This window comes from Mesorhizobium sp. M0968 (assembly GCF_040319065.1).
Lineage (GTDB): Bacteria > Pseudomonadota > Alphaproteobacteria > Rhizobiales > Rhizobiaceae > Mesorhizobium.
Genome location: NZ_JAMYNL010000015.1, coordinates 62567 through 77848, shown reverse-complemented (window position 1 = coordinate 77848; position 15282 = coordinate 62567). Strand labels below are relative to the sequence as shown.

Genomic DNA, 15282 nt, shown 5'->3' with positions numbered 1-15282 from the left:
CAAGAGAGCGGAACGGCAGGCATGGCGGCAGAGGCATCAAGCGGCGATCTGATCCAGGTGGTGGCGCTGCTTGCCGCCGGCGTCGTTGCGGTGCCGATCTTCAGGCGTATCGGACTTGGCTCCATCCTCGGCTATTTGACGGCCGGCGTCGTGATCGGTCCGTTCGGGCTGCGCATTTTTTCCGAATCGGAAGCCATTCTTCATGTCGCCGAACTCGGCGTCGTCATGTTCCTGTTCATTATCGGGCTGGAGATGCAGCCGTCACGGCTATGGGGCATGCGCCGCGAGATCTTCGGGCTTGGCGCGCTGCAGGTCGGCGTCTGCGCGGTCCTGCTGACCGGCGTCGGCCTGGCGGGAGGTTTCCCGATCGCGCAATCCTTCGTCGCCGGCGCCGGTTTCGTACTCACCTCGACGGCAATCGTCATGCAATTGCTGGAAGAACGCGGCGACCTGGCCACGCCCAAGGGCCAGCGCATCGTCTCGGTCCTGCTTTTGGAAGACCTGGCCATCGTGCCGCTGCTGGCGCTGATCGCCTTCCTCGCGCCGGGCGGCGCCGACATGAGCCTGTCGGATCGGTTGACGGAGGTCGGCATCGGCCTTGCCGCGATCGTCGGGCTGGTGCTTGCAGGGCGCTATCTGCTCAATCCGTTCTTCCGTATCCTGGCGGATGCGCGCGCCCGTGAGGTGATGACCGCAGCCGCCCTTCTGGTCGTGCTCGGGTCGGCGCTCGCCATGCAGCTTTCCGGCCTGTCGATGGCGATGGGCGCCTTCCTGGCCGGCGTGCTTTTGTCGGAATCGACCTTCCGCCATCAGCTGGAGGCGGACATCGAACCGTTCCGTGGCATTCTGCTCGGACTGTTCTTCCTCGCCGTCGGCATGTCGCTCGACCTGCATGTGGTCGTCGTCAACTGGCAGCTCATTGCCATCTATGTCGTCGCCTACATGATGATGAAGGCGATCGGCATCTATATCGTCGCCCGCATTCTCAAAACCGGCCACCGGGAAGCGCTCGAGCGCGCGGTCTTCATGGCGCAAGGCGGCGAATTCGCCTTCGTCCTCTATTCCGCAGCGGCGGCTGTCGGTATCATCGATAGCCAGGCCAATGCGATGCTGACCGCCATCGTCATCATTTCCATGGTGCTGACGCCCTTAGCGATCATAGCATTGCGGTATCTGACGCCACGCGACGAGCAGTCGCTTGAAGGCGTCGATGTCGCCGAAGGCCTGACCGGCAGCGTGCTGATCATCGGCTTTGGCCGGTTCGGCCAGATCGCCAGCCAGCCGCTTTTGTTGCGCGGGATTGATGTGTCGATCATCGACAATGAGGTCGAGATGATCCAGGCGGCGGCCGATTTCGGCTTCAAGGTCTATTACGGCGACGGCACGCGGCTGGACATCCTGCGTGCCGCGGGAGCCGGGCGCGCACGCGCCGTGCTGATCTGCGTTGACAAGCCCGATGCCGCCGTGCGCATCGCCGAGCTCATCAAGGCGGAGTTTCCGTTGCTGACGGTGCTGGCGCGGGCTTTCGACCGCGGCACGGCATTGCAGCTCATTCGTGCCGGCGTCGACTATCAGCTCCGCGAGACGTTCGAATCGGCGCTTGTCTTCGGCGGCTCGACACTGGAAGCTCTCGGCGTCGATCCGGAAGAGGTCGCCGAGGTAGTCGAGGACGTCCGCCGCCGCGATGCTGCCCGTTTCGAACTTCAACAGGCAGAAGGCATCCGCGCCGGGCGGCGCTTCCTCAAAGGCAATATCGGCACCCCCATCCCGACGCCGCTCAGCACGCCACGGCGCGTGGGCCAGGCGCTCAACGAGGAGACCGCCGGCGTGCTGCAGAAATCCGAACCGGCCGATTAAACGTTGGAAAGACGCGAATGATGAACGAACTGGACGACCGCGCTGTCTCCATCACCAGATTCTGGCGCGACGCCGGGGAGGACGCGTGGTTCGAGAAGAACGACGCCTTTGATGCCGACTTCCGCACCCGGTTTCTCGATCTGCACTTTGCCGCCGCCCGCCGCGAATGCGACGGCTGGTCCGAACACGCCGAAGGGTCGCTGGCACTGATGATCCTGCTCGACCAGTTTCCGCGAAACTGCTTTCGCGCCACCGGCCACATGTACGCCACGGACCCGCTGGCGCGGCATTTCGCCGGGAAAGCGATCGCTGCCGGCCATGACCTGGCACTCGACGAAGAGCTCCGCGTTTTTCTCTATCTGCCCTATGAGCATTCGGAGGACCTCGCCGATCAGCTCAAATCGGTAGAGCTTACCGCCGCCAAAGCCCCGATCTATCTGAAATATGCGATCGAGCATCGCGATATCATCCAGCGCTTCGGCCGCTTTCCGCATCGAAACAGGATGCTTGGCCGCGAGACGACACCGGACGAACAAATGTTCCTCGACGGAGGTGGGTTCTCCGGCTGATTTCAGGCACCGATGGCGACAGCATCAGGTTTTCCACCAATCCCGGCCTGACGCCAGCCGTTCAATGCCCGATGTGTCGACGGCGGCCAGCCGCTCCGATACGCTCTTGCCGTCGACCACAAGCTCCGGCGCAATTTCTGCCAGCGGCGCCAGCACGAAGGCGCGCTCCAGCATGCGCGGATGCGGCACCTCCAGTCCGGTCTCGTGGATGATGCGGTCGCCGAACACCAGAATGTCGATATCGATCAGGCGTGGACCCCAGCGCTCCTCGCGCACCCGCTTCAGTTTTCGCTCGGCGTCGAGGCAAAGGTCGAGCAAAGCCCGTGGCGCGAGCGCGGTCGAGATTTCGGCCGCCGCGTTGAGGAAATCCGGCTGATCGAGCTTGCCCCAGGGCGGCGTGCGGTAGAGCGACGAAACGGCAACGACGCGCGTTCTCTCGTTGGCATCCAGAATGCCCAGTGCCGCAGCCATTGACTTCGCCGGATCACCGAGATTGCCGCCAAGGCTGAGATAGACGGTGTTGTTGTTGTTACTATTCTGGCCAGACAACGGTCACCTCGACATGATCGAGCACACCCGGCACCGGGGCGTTCGGCTTGCGCACGGTGATCTCGGCCTTTTTGATCTGCGGAAACCGCGCCGTCAGCGCCCTCGCCACTTCGAGCGCCAGCGCTTCGATCAGAAAGCGCCGTTCGCCGGTAATGATCTTCTCGATGACCGCAAAGGCGATGCCGTAATTGACGGTGTCCTCGATGGAATCCTCGACCAGCGCCCGCCCGGGATCCACCATGAGTGCCGCATCGACATAAAAGCGCTGGCCGAGCGTCTCTTCTTCGTCCAGCACACCGTGCCGGGCAAAGAAGGCGCAGTTCTTCATGCGGATGACATACATGGCTCAGCTTTCCCCGATCTCACGTGCCAGCATAGCATCGGCGATGGCCAGCGCATCCACGTTGATTGCGACATCGTGGACGCGAAAGAGATGCGCGCCTTTGAGCCTCAGGATGACGCTGGTGGCCGCGGTCCCGGCGCCTCTTGCGGCTGCGTCGCGGCCGGTGACGGTGCCGATAAAGCGCTTTCGCGATGTGCCGGCCATCAGTGGAAAACCCAGCGCATGAAGTTCGGAAAACCGTGCCATCAGGTCAAGATTTTCCGCTGCCGTCTCCTTGGCAAAGCCGAAGCCCGGATCGAGCACGATATGATCGTCGGCAACACCGCTCCGCCGCGCGATTTCCAGCGACTTCCTGAGGAAGAAGAGCTGATCGGCAATCACGTCGGGCAGTTTCTGCCGGTCCCGTCCCGTGTGCATGACGACAAGGCCAGCGCCGGTTTCGGCCGCGACGCGGGCAATGCCCGGTTCGCGCTGCAGGCCCCAGACGTCATTGACGATATGCGCGCCGGCTTGGACGGCAAGCCGGGCCGTATCCTCGCGATAGGTATCGACCGAGATCAGCGTTCCGCCGGCCTTCACCAGCGCCTCGATGACGGGCAGTATGCGGGTTTGTTCCTCCTTTGCGGAGACCGCAGACGCCCCGGGACGTGTCGATTCTCCGCCGATGTCGATGACGGAGGCCCCCTCCTCGACCATGCGGCGCGCCTGGGCCACTGCTTTTTCCGGCGCATCGAACAGGCCGCCGTCGGAAAAACTGTCCGGCGTGATGTTGAGGATGCCGACGACCACGGCCTTGCCGCCAAGGTCGACATGGCGTCCGTGCGCCAACTGCCATCGCCCTGTCATCATTGCCCATCAACCATGTTCGATCCCCCGGCGTGGCGGGGGATCAATTCCGTTGCGCCGAGGACGGCGGTAAAGCAAGGTGGGGAAAGAGGCAACACGATGAAACGATCCCTCCTCTGCGCCCTGATGCTCGCTCTGACCGCATTCCCGGCCGGCGCTGCAACGCTCGTCAAGACATATAGTTATTTCCCGATCGGCGGCAGGACGCTCGACGACATCGAGACCCAGCTGTCGAAACTCGGGCCTCAGGTGAAAAGCACCGGGTCGCGGCATCCGGGAGCTACCCAGATGGCGTTCACCACCCGCGTCAGCTATGCGCAAAAGCCGGGCTCGTGCTGGATTGCCGACGCTGTCGTCACCGTCAAGGTCAAGGTCATCCTTCCTGAGTGGCGCCGCCCGCGCAAAGCCGATGCCGGCGTCAGGCTGTTCTGGGATACGTTGTCCGCCGACATCAAGCGCCATGAGGAACGCCACGTCGAGATTGCCAAGAACCACGGCCGCGAACTAGAAGACGCCTTGAAGGCGAGCTACCCGGAAAAGACCTGCGAACTGGCAAAGGCCGAGGCCGCAAAAATCACTGCGGCCATGCTTGCCAAACACGACCAGGACCAGATGCGCTTCGATCGTGTCGAAAGCGCCAATTTCCAAAGCCGCATCCTGCGGCTTTTGCACTATCGCATCGAGCGCATTGAGAACGGCCGGCTCGCTCCCGGCTGAACTCCGCGTCGTCGGACAAAGCCAATTTTGCCGAAACATAGTGCCAGCTTCGGAAAACTTTCGAGCCGCTGTCGAAATCGGCCTATAGCGAACGACATATGCCAGTTCGCAGGGATCAGCCTCCGGCAACGCCAATCGGCGTACTAGATGCTTCCCAGCCCGTCGCGGACGTGCACGCAGGCATAATGGATGAACGGATATGGACCAGGCTGTCGACAAGCAAACGATGGTGGAAACCAGCGCGCCGCTGACCGAAACCGAGAAAAACGCCATCATCGGGGGCGTGCTTTTGTCGATGTTGCTGGCGGCACTCGACCAGACCATCGTCGCGCCGGCGATGCCGACGATGGCACGTCTGCTCGGGCATGCCGAATATCTGCCATGGATCGTGACCGGCTATCTTCTGACCGCGACCGCCGTGGCGCCGCTCTACGGCAAGATCTCCGATATTTATGGTCGCCGGCCGACCGTCTATGCTGCAATCCTGATCTTTCTCGCCGGCTCGCTGGTCAGCGCCACGGCCCCCAACATGCTGGTCCTGGTTGTCGGCCGGGCGATCCAGGGCGCCGGCGGCGGCGGTCTGTTCGCCCTGACGCAGACCGTGATCGGCGACCTCGTGCCGCCGCGCGAGAGGGCCCGATACGCCGCCTGGATCTCGGGCACATGGGCCGTCGCCAGCATCGCCGGGCCGCTGCTCGGCGGCACCTTCGCCGAACATCTGCATTGGTCGCTGATCTTCTGGATCAACATTCCGCTCGGCCTGCTGGCCATGGCGATCATCAACAACCCGCTCAAGAAGCTGCCGATCGCGGCAAAACATCACCGCATCGACGGCGTCGGCGCGCTGCTTCTGGTCGCGGCCACCTCGCTGCTGCTGCTTGCCTTGAACTGGGGCGGCAGCGAGTATCCGTGGCTGTCGCCTGAAATCCTTGGACTGCTCGCCTGCTCGGCGGTGTTCTGGAGCGCGTTCGCGCTACGGCTCATGCGCGCGGTCGAACCGCTGATCTCGCTCGAAGTGCTCGGCAATCCGATCGTTCTCGCTGGCACATTGTCGATGTTCCTGCTGCAGGCCGCCAATGTCGGCTTGTCGGTCTATCTGCCGGTCTACCTGCAATCGGTCGTCGGCCTGTCGGCCAGTCAATCGGGCACCGCGCTGCTTGGGCTGATGCTCGGCACGGTGGCCGGTGCGACCTTCAGCGCGCGAATGATCCCGCGCTTTTTCCACTATAAGCGCATTGCCATGATCGGAACTGTTTTCTCGATCCTGTGCCTCGGCGTGCTCAGCCTGGTCGCCGGGCATGCCTCACTGTTGCTCGTCGAGGTGTTGACGACCTGCGTAGGCCTGGGCACAGGCACGACCTTTCCGGCTGCCACCGTCTCGGTCCAGAACGCCGTCGATCGCATGCACCTTGGCGTGGCGACCGGCGTTCTCACCTTCCTCCGCTCGCTGGGCAGTGCGCTCGGCGTCGCCATGCTTGGTGCCGTCGCCCTTGGTTACGGCCTGCCGCTGGCCAGCGAAGGCACGCAGCCGGCCGGCCATATCGCCTCGGCCATGCCGTTCGTGATGATCTTTCTTGCCGCGGCCGCGATCTTGCTGTTGTCGCTCATCACGCTCTGGCTGATGCCGGAGAAAACGCTTCGCGGCCATGCCGAAGCTGTGGCTCCAGCCCTGGCGGAGTAGACCGGCTCGACGAAAATATGGCGAGGTTCAGTCGACCACGCCGAGCTTCTTGTGCAGACTGGTTGACGAGGTCGTATACTGAAAAACGATGCGCTCGCCGGGGCTGACGATGCGCTTGGCCGCTTGCGCCATCAAGGCGACCTCATGGAAGCCCGACAGGATCAGCTTCAGCTTGCCGGGGTACCAGTTGATGTCGCCGACGGCGAAGATGCCGGGAACCGACGTCTGGAATTTTTCGGTGTCGACCGGGATCAGGTTCTCGTGGAGGTTGAGCCCCCATTCGGCGATTGGGCCGAGCTTCATCGTCAGGCCGAAGAACGGCAGCATCCGCGTGCAGGGCACTTCGACATCGCCCTCCGGCCCCTTGATCGTGGCCGAGACTAGCTGGCCGTCGCTGCCGGTCAGGCCAGTCACCTGTCCAACCTGGAATTCCAGCTGCTTCATCTCCTGCATGGCATACATCTTGTTGACACTGTCGGGCGCTGCGCGGAATTCGGGCCGCCGGTGCACCAGCGTCACGCTCTTGGCGACCGGCTGCAGGTTCAGCGTCCAATCGAGCGCCGAATCGCCGCCGCCGACGATGACGAGGTCATGGCCGCGAAAGTCCTCCATCCGGCGCACCGAGTAGAACACGCTCTTGCCTTCATAGGGTTCGATGCCTGGAATCGGCGGCCGCTTCGGCTGGAACGAACCGCCGCCGGCGGCAATCACCACAATTTTGGCTTCGAACACCTCGTTTTCGTCGGTAATGACGCGGAAGCTGCCGTCGTCCAGCCTTTCCAGGCTCGAAACCATGCGGCTATAGGTGAATTCGGGCTTGAACGGCGCGATCTGCTCAAGCAGCTTGTCGACCAGGCCTTGCGCCGAGATCGAGGGCCAGCCCGGAATGTCGTAGATCGGCTTTTCCGGGTAGAGTTCGGCGCATTGCCCGCCGGGCCGGTCGAGTATGTCGATCAGATGGCACTTCAGGTCGAAGAGGCCGAGCTCGAATACGGCAAACAGGCCGACAGGCCCTGCCCCGACAATGAGTACGTCCGTCTTGGTGATAGCGGTCATGAAGCATGCGCCTTTATGGGAAAACGGCGCGACACTGCATGACCATTGGTCCGCTGCCAAGCGGCAGCCGCAAAAATCGGCTTCAGCCCTGGCGGGCCGGCACGCGCACGACCAGCCCGTCGAGAGCGTCGCGCACCTTGATCTGGCATGACAGCCGCGAGTTCGGCTGGACCTCGTAGGCGAAATCCAGCATGTCCTCTTCCATGGCTTCCGGCTCGCCGACCTCCGCCGTCCAGGCTTCGTCGACATAAACATGGCAGGTCGCGCAGGCGCAGGCGCCGCCGCATTCCGCTTCTATTCCCGGCACCGCATTGCGGATCGCATTTTCCATAACGGTCGAGCCGTTTTCGGCATCCACGTCAAAATGCGTGCCGTCATGGGCGATGAAGGTCAGCTTGGTCATTTGTCACCTGAAGGGAGTCTGAGCCGACATAATCACTCTGCCGGACAAGTCAACTGCGGCGCCAAAGCGCCGCTGTGTGGCGTTTTGGGAATAAGCGCTATCGGCTGATGGCGGCGACGAAGTCGCGCACTTCTTCGATCAGCGAGCCAAGCCGCTTCAGCGTGCTGGCGTCTTCGGGCCGGCATTCGATCGCGCTGGCGCAATCGGCAATGGCGAAGGCGCCGACCCCGCGCGCCGAGCCTTTGAGCCCATGTGCCAATAGCAGCCGCTGCCTGACATCCGCATCGACAATCTTGTCGCGCACCGACAGCGCCTGCTGCACGAACAGAGCCAGCACCTCCTGCTCGAGGCTCCGATCGCCCATCGTCTGGCGTGCAAGATGCGCCAGGTCGATCGGCCGCGCCCCGGCTGTCCCAGACACGTCGCCGCCGGGCATCGAGAAGGCAATGCCGTTTTCGCCACGTATCACTTTGAGACTCCGTTCTTCGACCGCCGCAAAAACTAGGCGTATCCGGTGGACAACGGGTTAATGATTGGCCCGGAAAAATGTCGCGATAACGGCGCCGGAATCACGGCTGTGTTAACCTTATATTTAAAGTTTTACGTATCGGGCGGAATGCATGTTTTCTTTACCCGGCTGTGTCATTACGATACGACAGGTCCATTTTCAGCCTCCTGCGCGGGACACGCTAGGCAGAATCAATAAGCACAACCATAAGTCCCGCGGCAGCTTGTACAGGGTAGCGAAGGCATGGCGAAGAAACCAACGACGACAAGAACGCTCGACAGCGACGTAGCCAGGGAACTTGAAAAGGCACTTGATATCGATCTGAGCGGCGATGCCGGCGGCGACTTCGACATGGCTGCATCCATGGAAGATCTCGAAGCGCAAATATCGCAAGCCGCCGACGAGCTGGCGCGCGAAGGTCGCAGCCAGAACGAAGCGCCTGCCCCGGACCAGACCCAGAACGCGGCACCTGCCGCCAATCAAGGCCAGATCGCAAATCCCGCGCCAAAGACCAAGCCGGCTGAGTTGCGTCCTGTCGCAACGCGCAATGGCTCCCAGCCGGCAGCTTTCTCGCCGGCCAACGACGATCGTCAAAAAGACTATAAGACGCTCCTGCACACCCTCAATCGCCGCGCCTCGAACACGATCTACTGGGTCGTGGCTTTCGTTTCGCTGGCCTGGATCGCCGGCGCTGGCGGCCTTGCGAACCTGTTGTTCGGACCTGGCATCTGGAACATCCGCACCTTCGATCAGTTTTTCGCCCGTCCGGAGCTGATCGGCCTGGCGGTCGCGGCAATAGTGCCCGTCATCCTGTTCTGGGCATTCGCAGTGATGATTCGCCGCGCTCAGGAGATGCGCCTTGCCGCGCAGTCGATGACCGAGGTGGCCTTCCGTCTGGCCGAGCCGGAAAATCTTGCCCAGGATCGCGTCATGATGATCGGCCAAGCGGTTCGCCGCGAGGTGGCAGCCATGGGCGAAGGCATCGAACGCACGCTTGCGCGTGCCGTCGAGCTCGAAACGCTGGTCCACAGCGAGGTGAACCAGATCGAGCGCTCCTATTCAGAGAACGAGTCCCGCATCCGCTCGCTGGTCGACGGGCTGGGCAGCGAGCGCGAAGCGGTCGTCACCCATGCCGAGCGCGTGCGCGCCTCGATCACCGGCGCCCACGAGACACTGAAAGACGAGATCAACGCCGCCAGCGATATCATTCGCGACAGCATTCTCAACGCCTCGACCAAGCTGTCGATGACGATCAACGAATCCGGCGACACGCTGATCGACAGGATCAACGGAAGCTCGATGTCGATCTTCGATTCGGTGGAAGGCCGGCTCGAATCGATCACCGATCGGCTGTCGACGTCGGGCGAGGCCTTCGCCAGCCTGCTCGACACCCGGATCGCCAAGCTGACGGACACCACCGACGGCCTGACGCGGTCACTGACCGACCTGCTCGACGACCGCACGAGCGGCATGGTGTCGCTGCTCGGCGGTGCCGCTCGCACACTCAATTCGGAATTCGAAGCCAGTCTCAACGGCATCGAGCGGACGCTTGCTGAACGTGGCCAGGCGCTGATCAGCGAGTTCCAGACCCGCGCCGAGGCGCTCGACACCGGCACGCAGAAGCTCAACGCCGCGCTGGAGGCTCGCGCACGCCAGATCAACGAGACGCTGGTCGAGCGCGCGCGCGAAATCGCCCACACCTTCCAGGATAGCAAGGAGACGCTGTCGGCGATGATCGATCAGGGCAAGACCCAGATCGGCGCCGACATGGCCGATATCATTTCATCGACCTCGACCATGCTTGAAGCCCGCGCCGGCGATTTCGCCGGGCGCATGGAAGCGGCGCGCCATGTCGTATCGCGTTCGTTCGATACGGACATCGAGCGGCTTGCCGATGCTCGCGCCGGCATCGAGGAAGCCGTCGAGAACCACAGCCGCAAGCTTTCCGAAAGCCGCGACCGGATGGCGGCGGCAATGCAGGCCGATCTGGCGAAGTTCGCCGAAGGTCGCGCCGAAATCGACGCAGCGGTGGCTAACCAGGTGCAGAAGCTAGCCGAAGGCCGCGGCCTGATCTCGCGCGCCCTTGAAGAGGATCTGCGCAAGGTCAATGAATCGCGCGCAGCGATCGACGCTTCGCTGGGCAGCCATCTCGAAAGCCTTGAAGAGGGTCGCAACAGGCTTGCCCAGGCCTTGAACGAAGACTCTGGAAAACTCGTGCAAGCCCGCACGATAATTGATGAAATGGTTGCCGGGCATGTCGGCAAGCTCGCCGAAGGCCGCAGCATCCTTTCGCGCGCGCTCGAGGCCGACCTCGGCAAACTGGCAGAGAGTCGCGCCAGCATCGACGGCCTCGTCGCCGGTCAGGTCGAAAAGATCGCCGAGGGCCGCGCCATACTCGCCAGTGCGCTGGAAGCCGACATTGCCGGCATCAATGGCCTCATCGAGGCCCATTCGGCGAAATTGGCGCAAGACCGCAGCGGGCTTTCCCAGTCACTCGATAACGACCTGTCCGACATCAGGAGCCTGATCGCCGATCATTCGGGCAGGCTCGCCGATGATCGCAGCCTGCTTTCGAAGACGCTTGAAGACGATCTTGCCAAGCTGGCCGAAAGCCGGTCGAGCATCGACGGGCTGGTTGCCGGCCAGGTCGAGAAGCTGGCCGAAGGCCGCGACATCCTCAAGCGCGCGCTGGAATCGGACCTGAACGCTATCAAGGGCGTCATCGCCGGCCAGTCCGAAAAGCTGGCGGAAGACCGTGGCCAGTTGTCGCGGGCACTGGAGAGCGACCTGCAGGCCGTGCGGGGCGTTGTCTCCGATCACATGAACAAGCTCGCCGAAGACCGTTCGACCCTTTCGAAGGCGCTCGAAGACGATCTCGCCAAGTTGGCCGAAAGCCGCTCGAGCATCGATGTGATGGTTGCCGGCCAGGTCGAAAAGCTGGCAGAGGGCCGCGACATCCTCAAGCGTGCGCTCGAAGCCGATCTGAGCACCGTCAAGGGCGTCATCGCCAGCCATTCCGAAAAGCTGGCGGAAGACCGTGGTCAGCTGTCGCGGGCACTGGAGACCGATCTCGAGACCGTGCGGGGCGTCGTCTCCGAACATATGAACAAGCTTGCCGAAGACCGTTCGGCCCTGTCGAAAGCGCTCGAGGACGATCTTGCCAGGCTGGCAGAGAGCCGTTCGAGCATCGACGGGCTGGTCGCCGGCCAGGTCGAGAAGCTGGCTGAGGGTCGCGACATCCTCAAGCGCGCCTTGGAAGACGATCTTGCCAAGCTGGCCGAAAGCCGCTCGAGCATCGACGGACTGGTTTCCGGCCAGGTCGAGAAACTGGCCGAAGGCCGCGATATCCTCAAGCGCGCCTTGGAGGCCGATCTCAACACGATCAGGGGCGCCATCGCCGATCAGTCGCAGCTATTGACCGATAATCGCGCGCAGTTTTCGCGTGCGCTGGAAGCCGATCTCGGCAACGTCAACAGCCTTGTCGCAACCCACGCAGAGAAGCTCGTCCAGGACCGCTCGACCCTGTCGAAGGCGCTCGAGGACGATCTCGCCAAGCTGGCCGAAAGCCGCTCGAGCATCGATGGGCTGGTCGCCGGCCAGGTCGAGAAACTGGCGGAAGGCCGCGACATCCTCAGGCGCGCGTTGGAAGCCGACCTGGAGAGGCTTGCAATGAGCCGCAGCGAGGTCGACGAGATTGTCGCCGGTCATGTCGGCAAGCTGAGCGAGGGCCGCGACATGCTGACCCGCGCACTGCAGGACGATCTCTCCAGGCTCGCCGAAACGCGCAAGGATGTCGACCGTTCGCTGTCCGGCCATATCGATCAGATCGCCGCCAGGAGCACCGACATCTCTGATGCGATCGCTGCGGACGTAGAAAAGATCGAGCAGGCGTTCAGCCGGCAGACAGGCATCATTGAAGAGCGCGCCAGCACAATGGAGCGGGCGCTGTCGACGGGTGTCGACAATGTGCGTAGTGTGCTCGAAAGAAGCGCGGTCTTCGTCGCCGGCGCGCTGCGCGAGAAGGTCATGGAAGTTACCAGCGCGCTGCATGAGCAGGCGGGCGCGGCATTCAGCGATGCCGACCGCAAGATCGCCGAGCGCGCCGAGCAGACCTCGGCCGCCCTGCTCGCCAGGGCGGAGGACATCGCCCGCACCTTTGAAGAGGCGGATCGTCGCCTCGCCGCCCGCGCCGAGGATACGTCGAGCGCACTGATTGCCCGCGTCGACGACACGTCGAACAGCTTGCTCGCGCGTGCCCAGGAAACGGCCGATCAGCTGGCAGCCAGAGCAAGTGAGATTGCCGGCACCTTCGACGCGGCGGACCACAGGCTGGTCTCTCGCGCCATCGAAACGGCCCAGTCGCTGGCGGCACGTGCCGGCGACATCCTGCGCAATTTCGAAACAGCCGACGAGCGGCTGGGCGTGCGCATCGGCGAATCCGCCGAAGCGCTCGCGGCACGTGCGTCGGATCTCGGCCGCATTTTCGATGCCGCCGACCAGCAACTTATTTCGCGCATTGCCGAGGGCTCCGAAGCACTTTCGGCCCGTGCGTCCGAGATCGGCCGCATCTTCGAGGAGGCCGATCATCGCCTGGTGTCCCGTATCGCTGACAGCAGCACCGCAATCGGCGAACATGCCGACACCATTGTCGGTGCCTTCACCAGCACCGAGCAGCGGGTTGCCGAACGCGCCAGGCAGACTGGCCAGGAACTCGCAGTCCATGCCCGTGAAATCGAGCAACTGCTTGCCGGTGCCGACGAACGCCTGGCATCGAGTGCTGCCGCCACTGCGGCCCGCGTCGAGGAGCAGGTCGCCAGCGTCGAGAACCGCCTCGCTTACTCCGCCGAGACAATGGGCCAAAAGCTCAACGAACAAGTCTCGGGTGCCGAAGCGCAACTGGTCTCGCGTGCCAACACCATCGCCGAAACCTTCACCGCGGTCGGCCAGCATATCGGCCAGAGCACCAATGACGCTGCAAAGACCATCGGTGCCAATACTCGCGAGCTCAGTACGATGCTTGCGGCCCGTTCGGCCGAAATATCGAAAATCCTGGACGAGACGGCGCGGCCTCTGGTCGAGCGCTTCGCCCAGGGCGGCTCCGAGCTGCAAAAGAGCATGGAAGAGGTCACCGAACGTGCGACCGAGAAGCTGCGCAATCAAAACGCCGCCCTCGTCGACGCCATCGCCAGCCGCACGGCCGAAACCCTGTCGGCCGTCGAAGGCGCGCGCTCGACGCTTGCCGACAGCGTTGCCGACCTCATCGGCCGCATGACCACCTCCAGCTCGCAGCTCGGTCAATTGATCGAGCAGGCTGCGACCAATCTCGGCCAGGTCGACGAACGCCTGACCGGGAGCACGCAAAGCTTCGCGGCGACCACGGAAAAGACCGCGCAGACCTTCGCCAGTTCGGCGCGTCTGGTCGATTCGAACACGACGCGGCTCACCGAGCTGTCGTCGTCGACCTTACGCGAGGTTGCTTCAATCGCCACCAAGTTCGACGAGCACAGCCGGTTGCTTTCCAGTGCCTCGGACCTGTTGAGCTCGGCCCAGAGCAATCTTGAGCACACGCTCGAAAGGCAATCGTCGCTGGAGGACCTCGCCGTCGGCCTTGTCAAGAAGTCGGAAGATCTCGAAAGGGTCATGCGCTCGTTCGAGAATTTGGTCGGCCAGACGCTGCAGAACGCCGAGGGCAAGACGCTGGAATCCGCCGACAAGATCCGTACCGCGATTTCCGAAGTGGTCGATTCGGCAACCAAGCGCTTTGCCGATGCGACCGAGGAGATGCGGCGTACCGCCGGCTCGATCAAGAGCGAGCTCGACCTCACCCGGGCCGAGCTTAAGAAAGGCGTCATCGAGATGCCGGAAGAGGCAAAGGAATCAACCACGGCTATCCGCCGTGCCGTTTCAGAGCAGATCAACGCGCTGAAGGAACTTTCTGAAATCGTTGCGAAATCTGGCCGCAGCGCCGACAGTTCGGAACAGCGCAACCTGCGTCCGGCGCCGCAAGCGCCTGCCGCACGCCCCGCCGAACCGCCACGTCGCCCGGCTCCGGCTCCCGAACAGCGCCGTGCACCGCAGGCGCCTTCGGGCGAGACGGCGCTGCGCGGCACGCTCGACCTCGAACGTCCCGCAGACCAAGCGCCGCGCCAGCGCGACCCCAACGGCCGCACGCCGCAGGGCGGTTGGGTGCGTGACCTCCTGACCGGTGCATCGCGCGAAGACGACGCCAAGCCGGCAGCGCCTGCCGAAGCGCCGCGCCCGGCTCCCGCTGCGCGTTCGCCGCTTCATGTCGTGGAATCGCTGAACTCGCTCTCGGTCGATATCGCACGCGCCATCGATCACGACGCCTCGATCGAGTTGTGGAACCGCTACCGGCGCGGCGAGCGCGACGTCTTCACGCGCCGACTTTACACGCTGAAGGGCCAACAGACGTTCGACGAGATCCGCCGCAAATATCAGTCAGAGGCGGAGTTCCGCGCTGCTGTCGATCGTTACTGCGACGATTTCGAAAAGCTGCTCAAGGACGTGTCGCGCAACGACCGCGACAACATCATGGCGCAGACCTACCTGACGTCGGACACCGGCAAGGTCTACACCATGCTTGCCCATGCCAGCGGCCGTCTGCACTAAGCGGCGGGACAGGAAAACAGAAAGTGCACTCTGCCCTTTCTGCTTAGACCCGATACTGAAAAAGATAGTCCGCAAATCTCCTGATTTGGTCGGATGTTTGCGCCCAGAGCAGAGGCCGGTATC

Annotated in this window: 11 protein-coding genes; 5 read left to right on the top strand and 6 right to left on the bottom strand. The window is 63.1% G+C overall.

Annotation, left to right across the window (positions count from 1 at the left end; translation table 11 throughout):
* Positions 1–21 precede the first annotated feature (21 nt).
* Together NKH67_RS22950 and NKH67_RS22945 are read left to right on the top strand one after the other, a co-directional pair.
* Complete coding sequence (locus tag NKH67_RS22950) at positions 22–1857, top strand: monovalent cation:proton antiporter-2 (CPA2) family protein (protein ID WP_352471719.1); 1836 nt, start codon at positions 22–24, stop codon at positions 1855–1857.
* Positions 1858–1877: 20 nt separating this feature from the next.
* Positions 1878–2426: a DUF924 family protein gene (locus NKH67_RS22945; protein ID WP_352471797.1), complete on the top strand. Its 549-nt coding sequence runs from the start codon at positions 1878–1880 to the stop codon at positions 2424–2426.
* Positions 2427–2450: 24 nt separating this feature from the next.
* On the opposite strand, the gene folK is transcribed toward NKH67_RS22945, so the two are convergent.
* From folK to folP, 3 genes are read right to left on the bottom strand one after another with little or no spacing between them, the layout of a single operon-like run.
* On the bottom strand, positions 2451–2975 hold the full coding sequence (folK, locus tag NKH67_RS22940) for a 2-amino-4-hydroxy-6-hydroxymethyldihydropteridine diphosphokinase (protein ID WP_352471720.1): 525 nt from the start codon (positions 2973–2975) through the stop codon (positions 2451–2453).
* The gene (gene folB, locus NKH67_RS22935) at positions 2959–3318 is read right to left on the bottom strand and encodes a dihydroneopterin aldolase (protein ID WP_352471721.1); all 360 of its coding nucleotides are present in this window, start codon (positions 3316–3318) and stop codon (positions 2959–2961) included. Before folB ends, folK begins: the two co-directional genes overlap by 17 nt.
* A gap of 3 nt (positions 3319–3321) precedes the next feature.
* A complete protein-coding gene (gene folP / locus NKH67_RS22930) occupies positions 3322–4167 on the bottom strand; it encodes a dihydropteroate synthase (RefSeq protein WP_352502492.1) in 846 nt (281 codons plus the stop codon).
* A 96-nt stretch (positions 4168–4263) separates the two neighbouring features.
* On the opposite strand from folP, the gene NKH67_RS22925 reads away from it, so the two are divergent.
* Both NKH67_RS22925 and NKH67_RS22920 read left to right on the top strand, forming a co-directional pair.
* Entirely contained in the window at positions 4264–4881 is a 618-nt protein-coding gene (locus NKH67_RS22925; RefSeq protein ID WP_352502491.1) for a DUF922 domain-containing Zn-dependent protease, read from the top strand.
* A 199-nt stretch (positions 4882–5080) separates the two neighbouring features.
* Entirely contained in the window at positions 5081–6562 is a 1482-nt protein-coding gene (locus NKH67_RS22920) for an MDR family MFS transporter (protein ID WP_352502490.1), read from the top strand.
* Positions 6563–6589: 27 nt separating this feature from the next.
* On the opposite strand, the gene NKH67_RS22915 is transcribed toward NKH67_RS22920, so the two are convergent.
* From NKH67_RS22915 to NKH67_RS22905, 3 genes are all read right to left on the bottom strand, one after another.
* Positions 6590–7618, bottom strand: a complete 1029-nt coding sequence (locus tag NKH67_RS22915; protein ID WP_352502489.1) for an NAD(P)/FAD-dependent oxidoreductase — start codon at positions 7616–7618, stop codon at positions 6590–6592.
* 82 nt (positions 7619–7700) lie between these two features.
* Positions 7701–8021, bottom strand: coding sequence for a 2Fe-2S iron-sulfur cluster-binding protein (locus NKH67_RS22910; RefSeq protein ID WP_023674833.1), 321 nt, complete (start codon positions 8019–8021; stop codon positions 7701–7703).
* Positions 8022–8118: 97 nt separating this feature from the next.
* Entirely contained in the window at positions 8119–8487 is a 369-nt protein-coding gene (locus NKH67_RS22905) for an Hpt domain-containing protein (protein WP_292660938.1), read from the bottom strand.
* A 285-nt stretch (positions 8488–8772) separates the two neighbouring features.
* Between NKH67_RS22905 and NKH67_RS22900 the strand changes: the two genes are divergently transcribed.
* Positions 8773–15159: an apolipoprotein A-IV repeat region-like domain-containing protein gene (locus tag NKH67_RS22900; RefSeq protein WP_352502488.1), complete on the top strand. Its 6387-nt coding sequence runs from the start codon at positions 8773–8775 to the stop codon at positions 15157–15159.
* Positions 15160–15282: the final 123 nt, after the last annotated feature.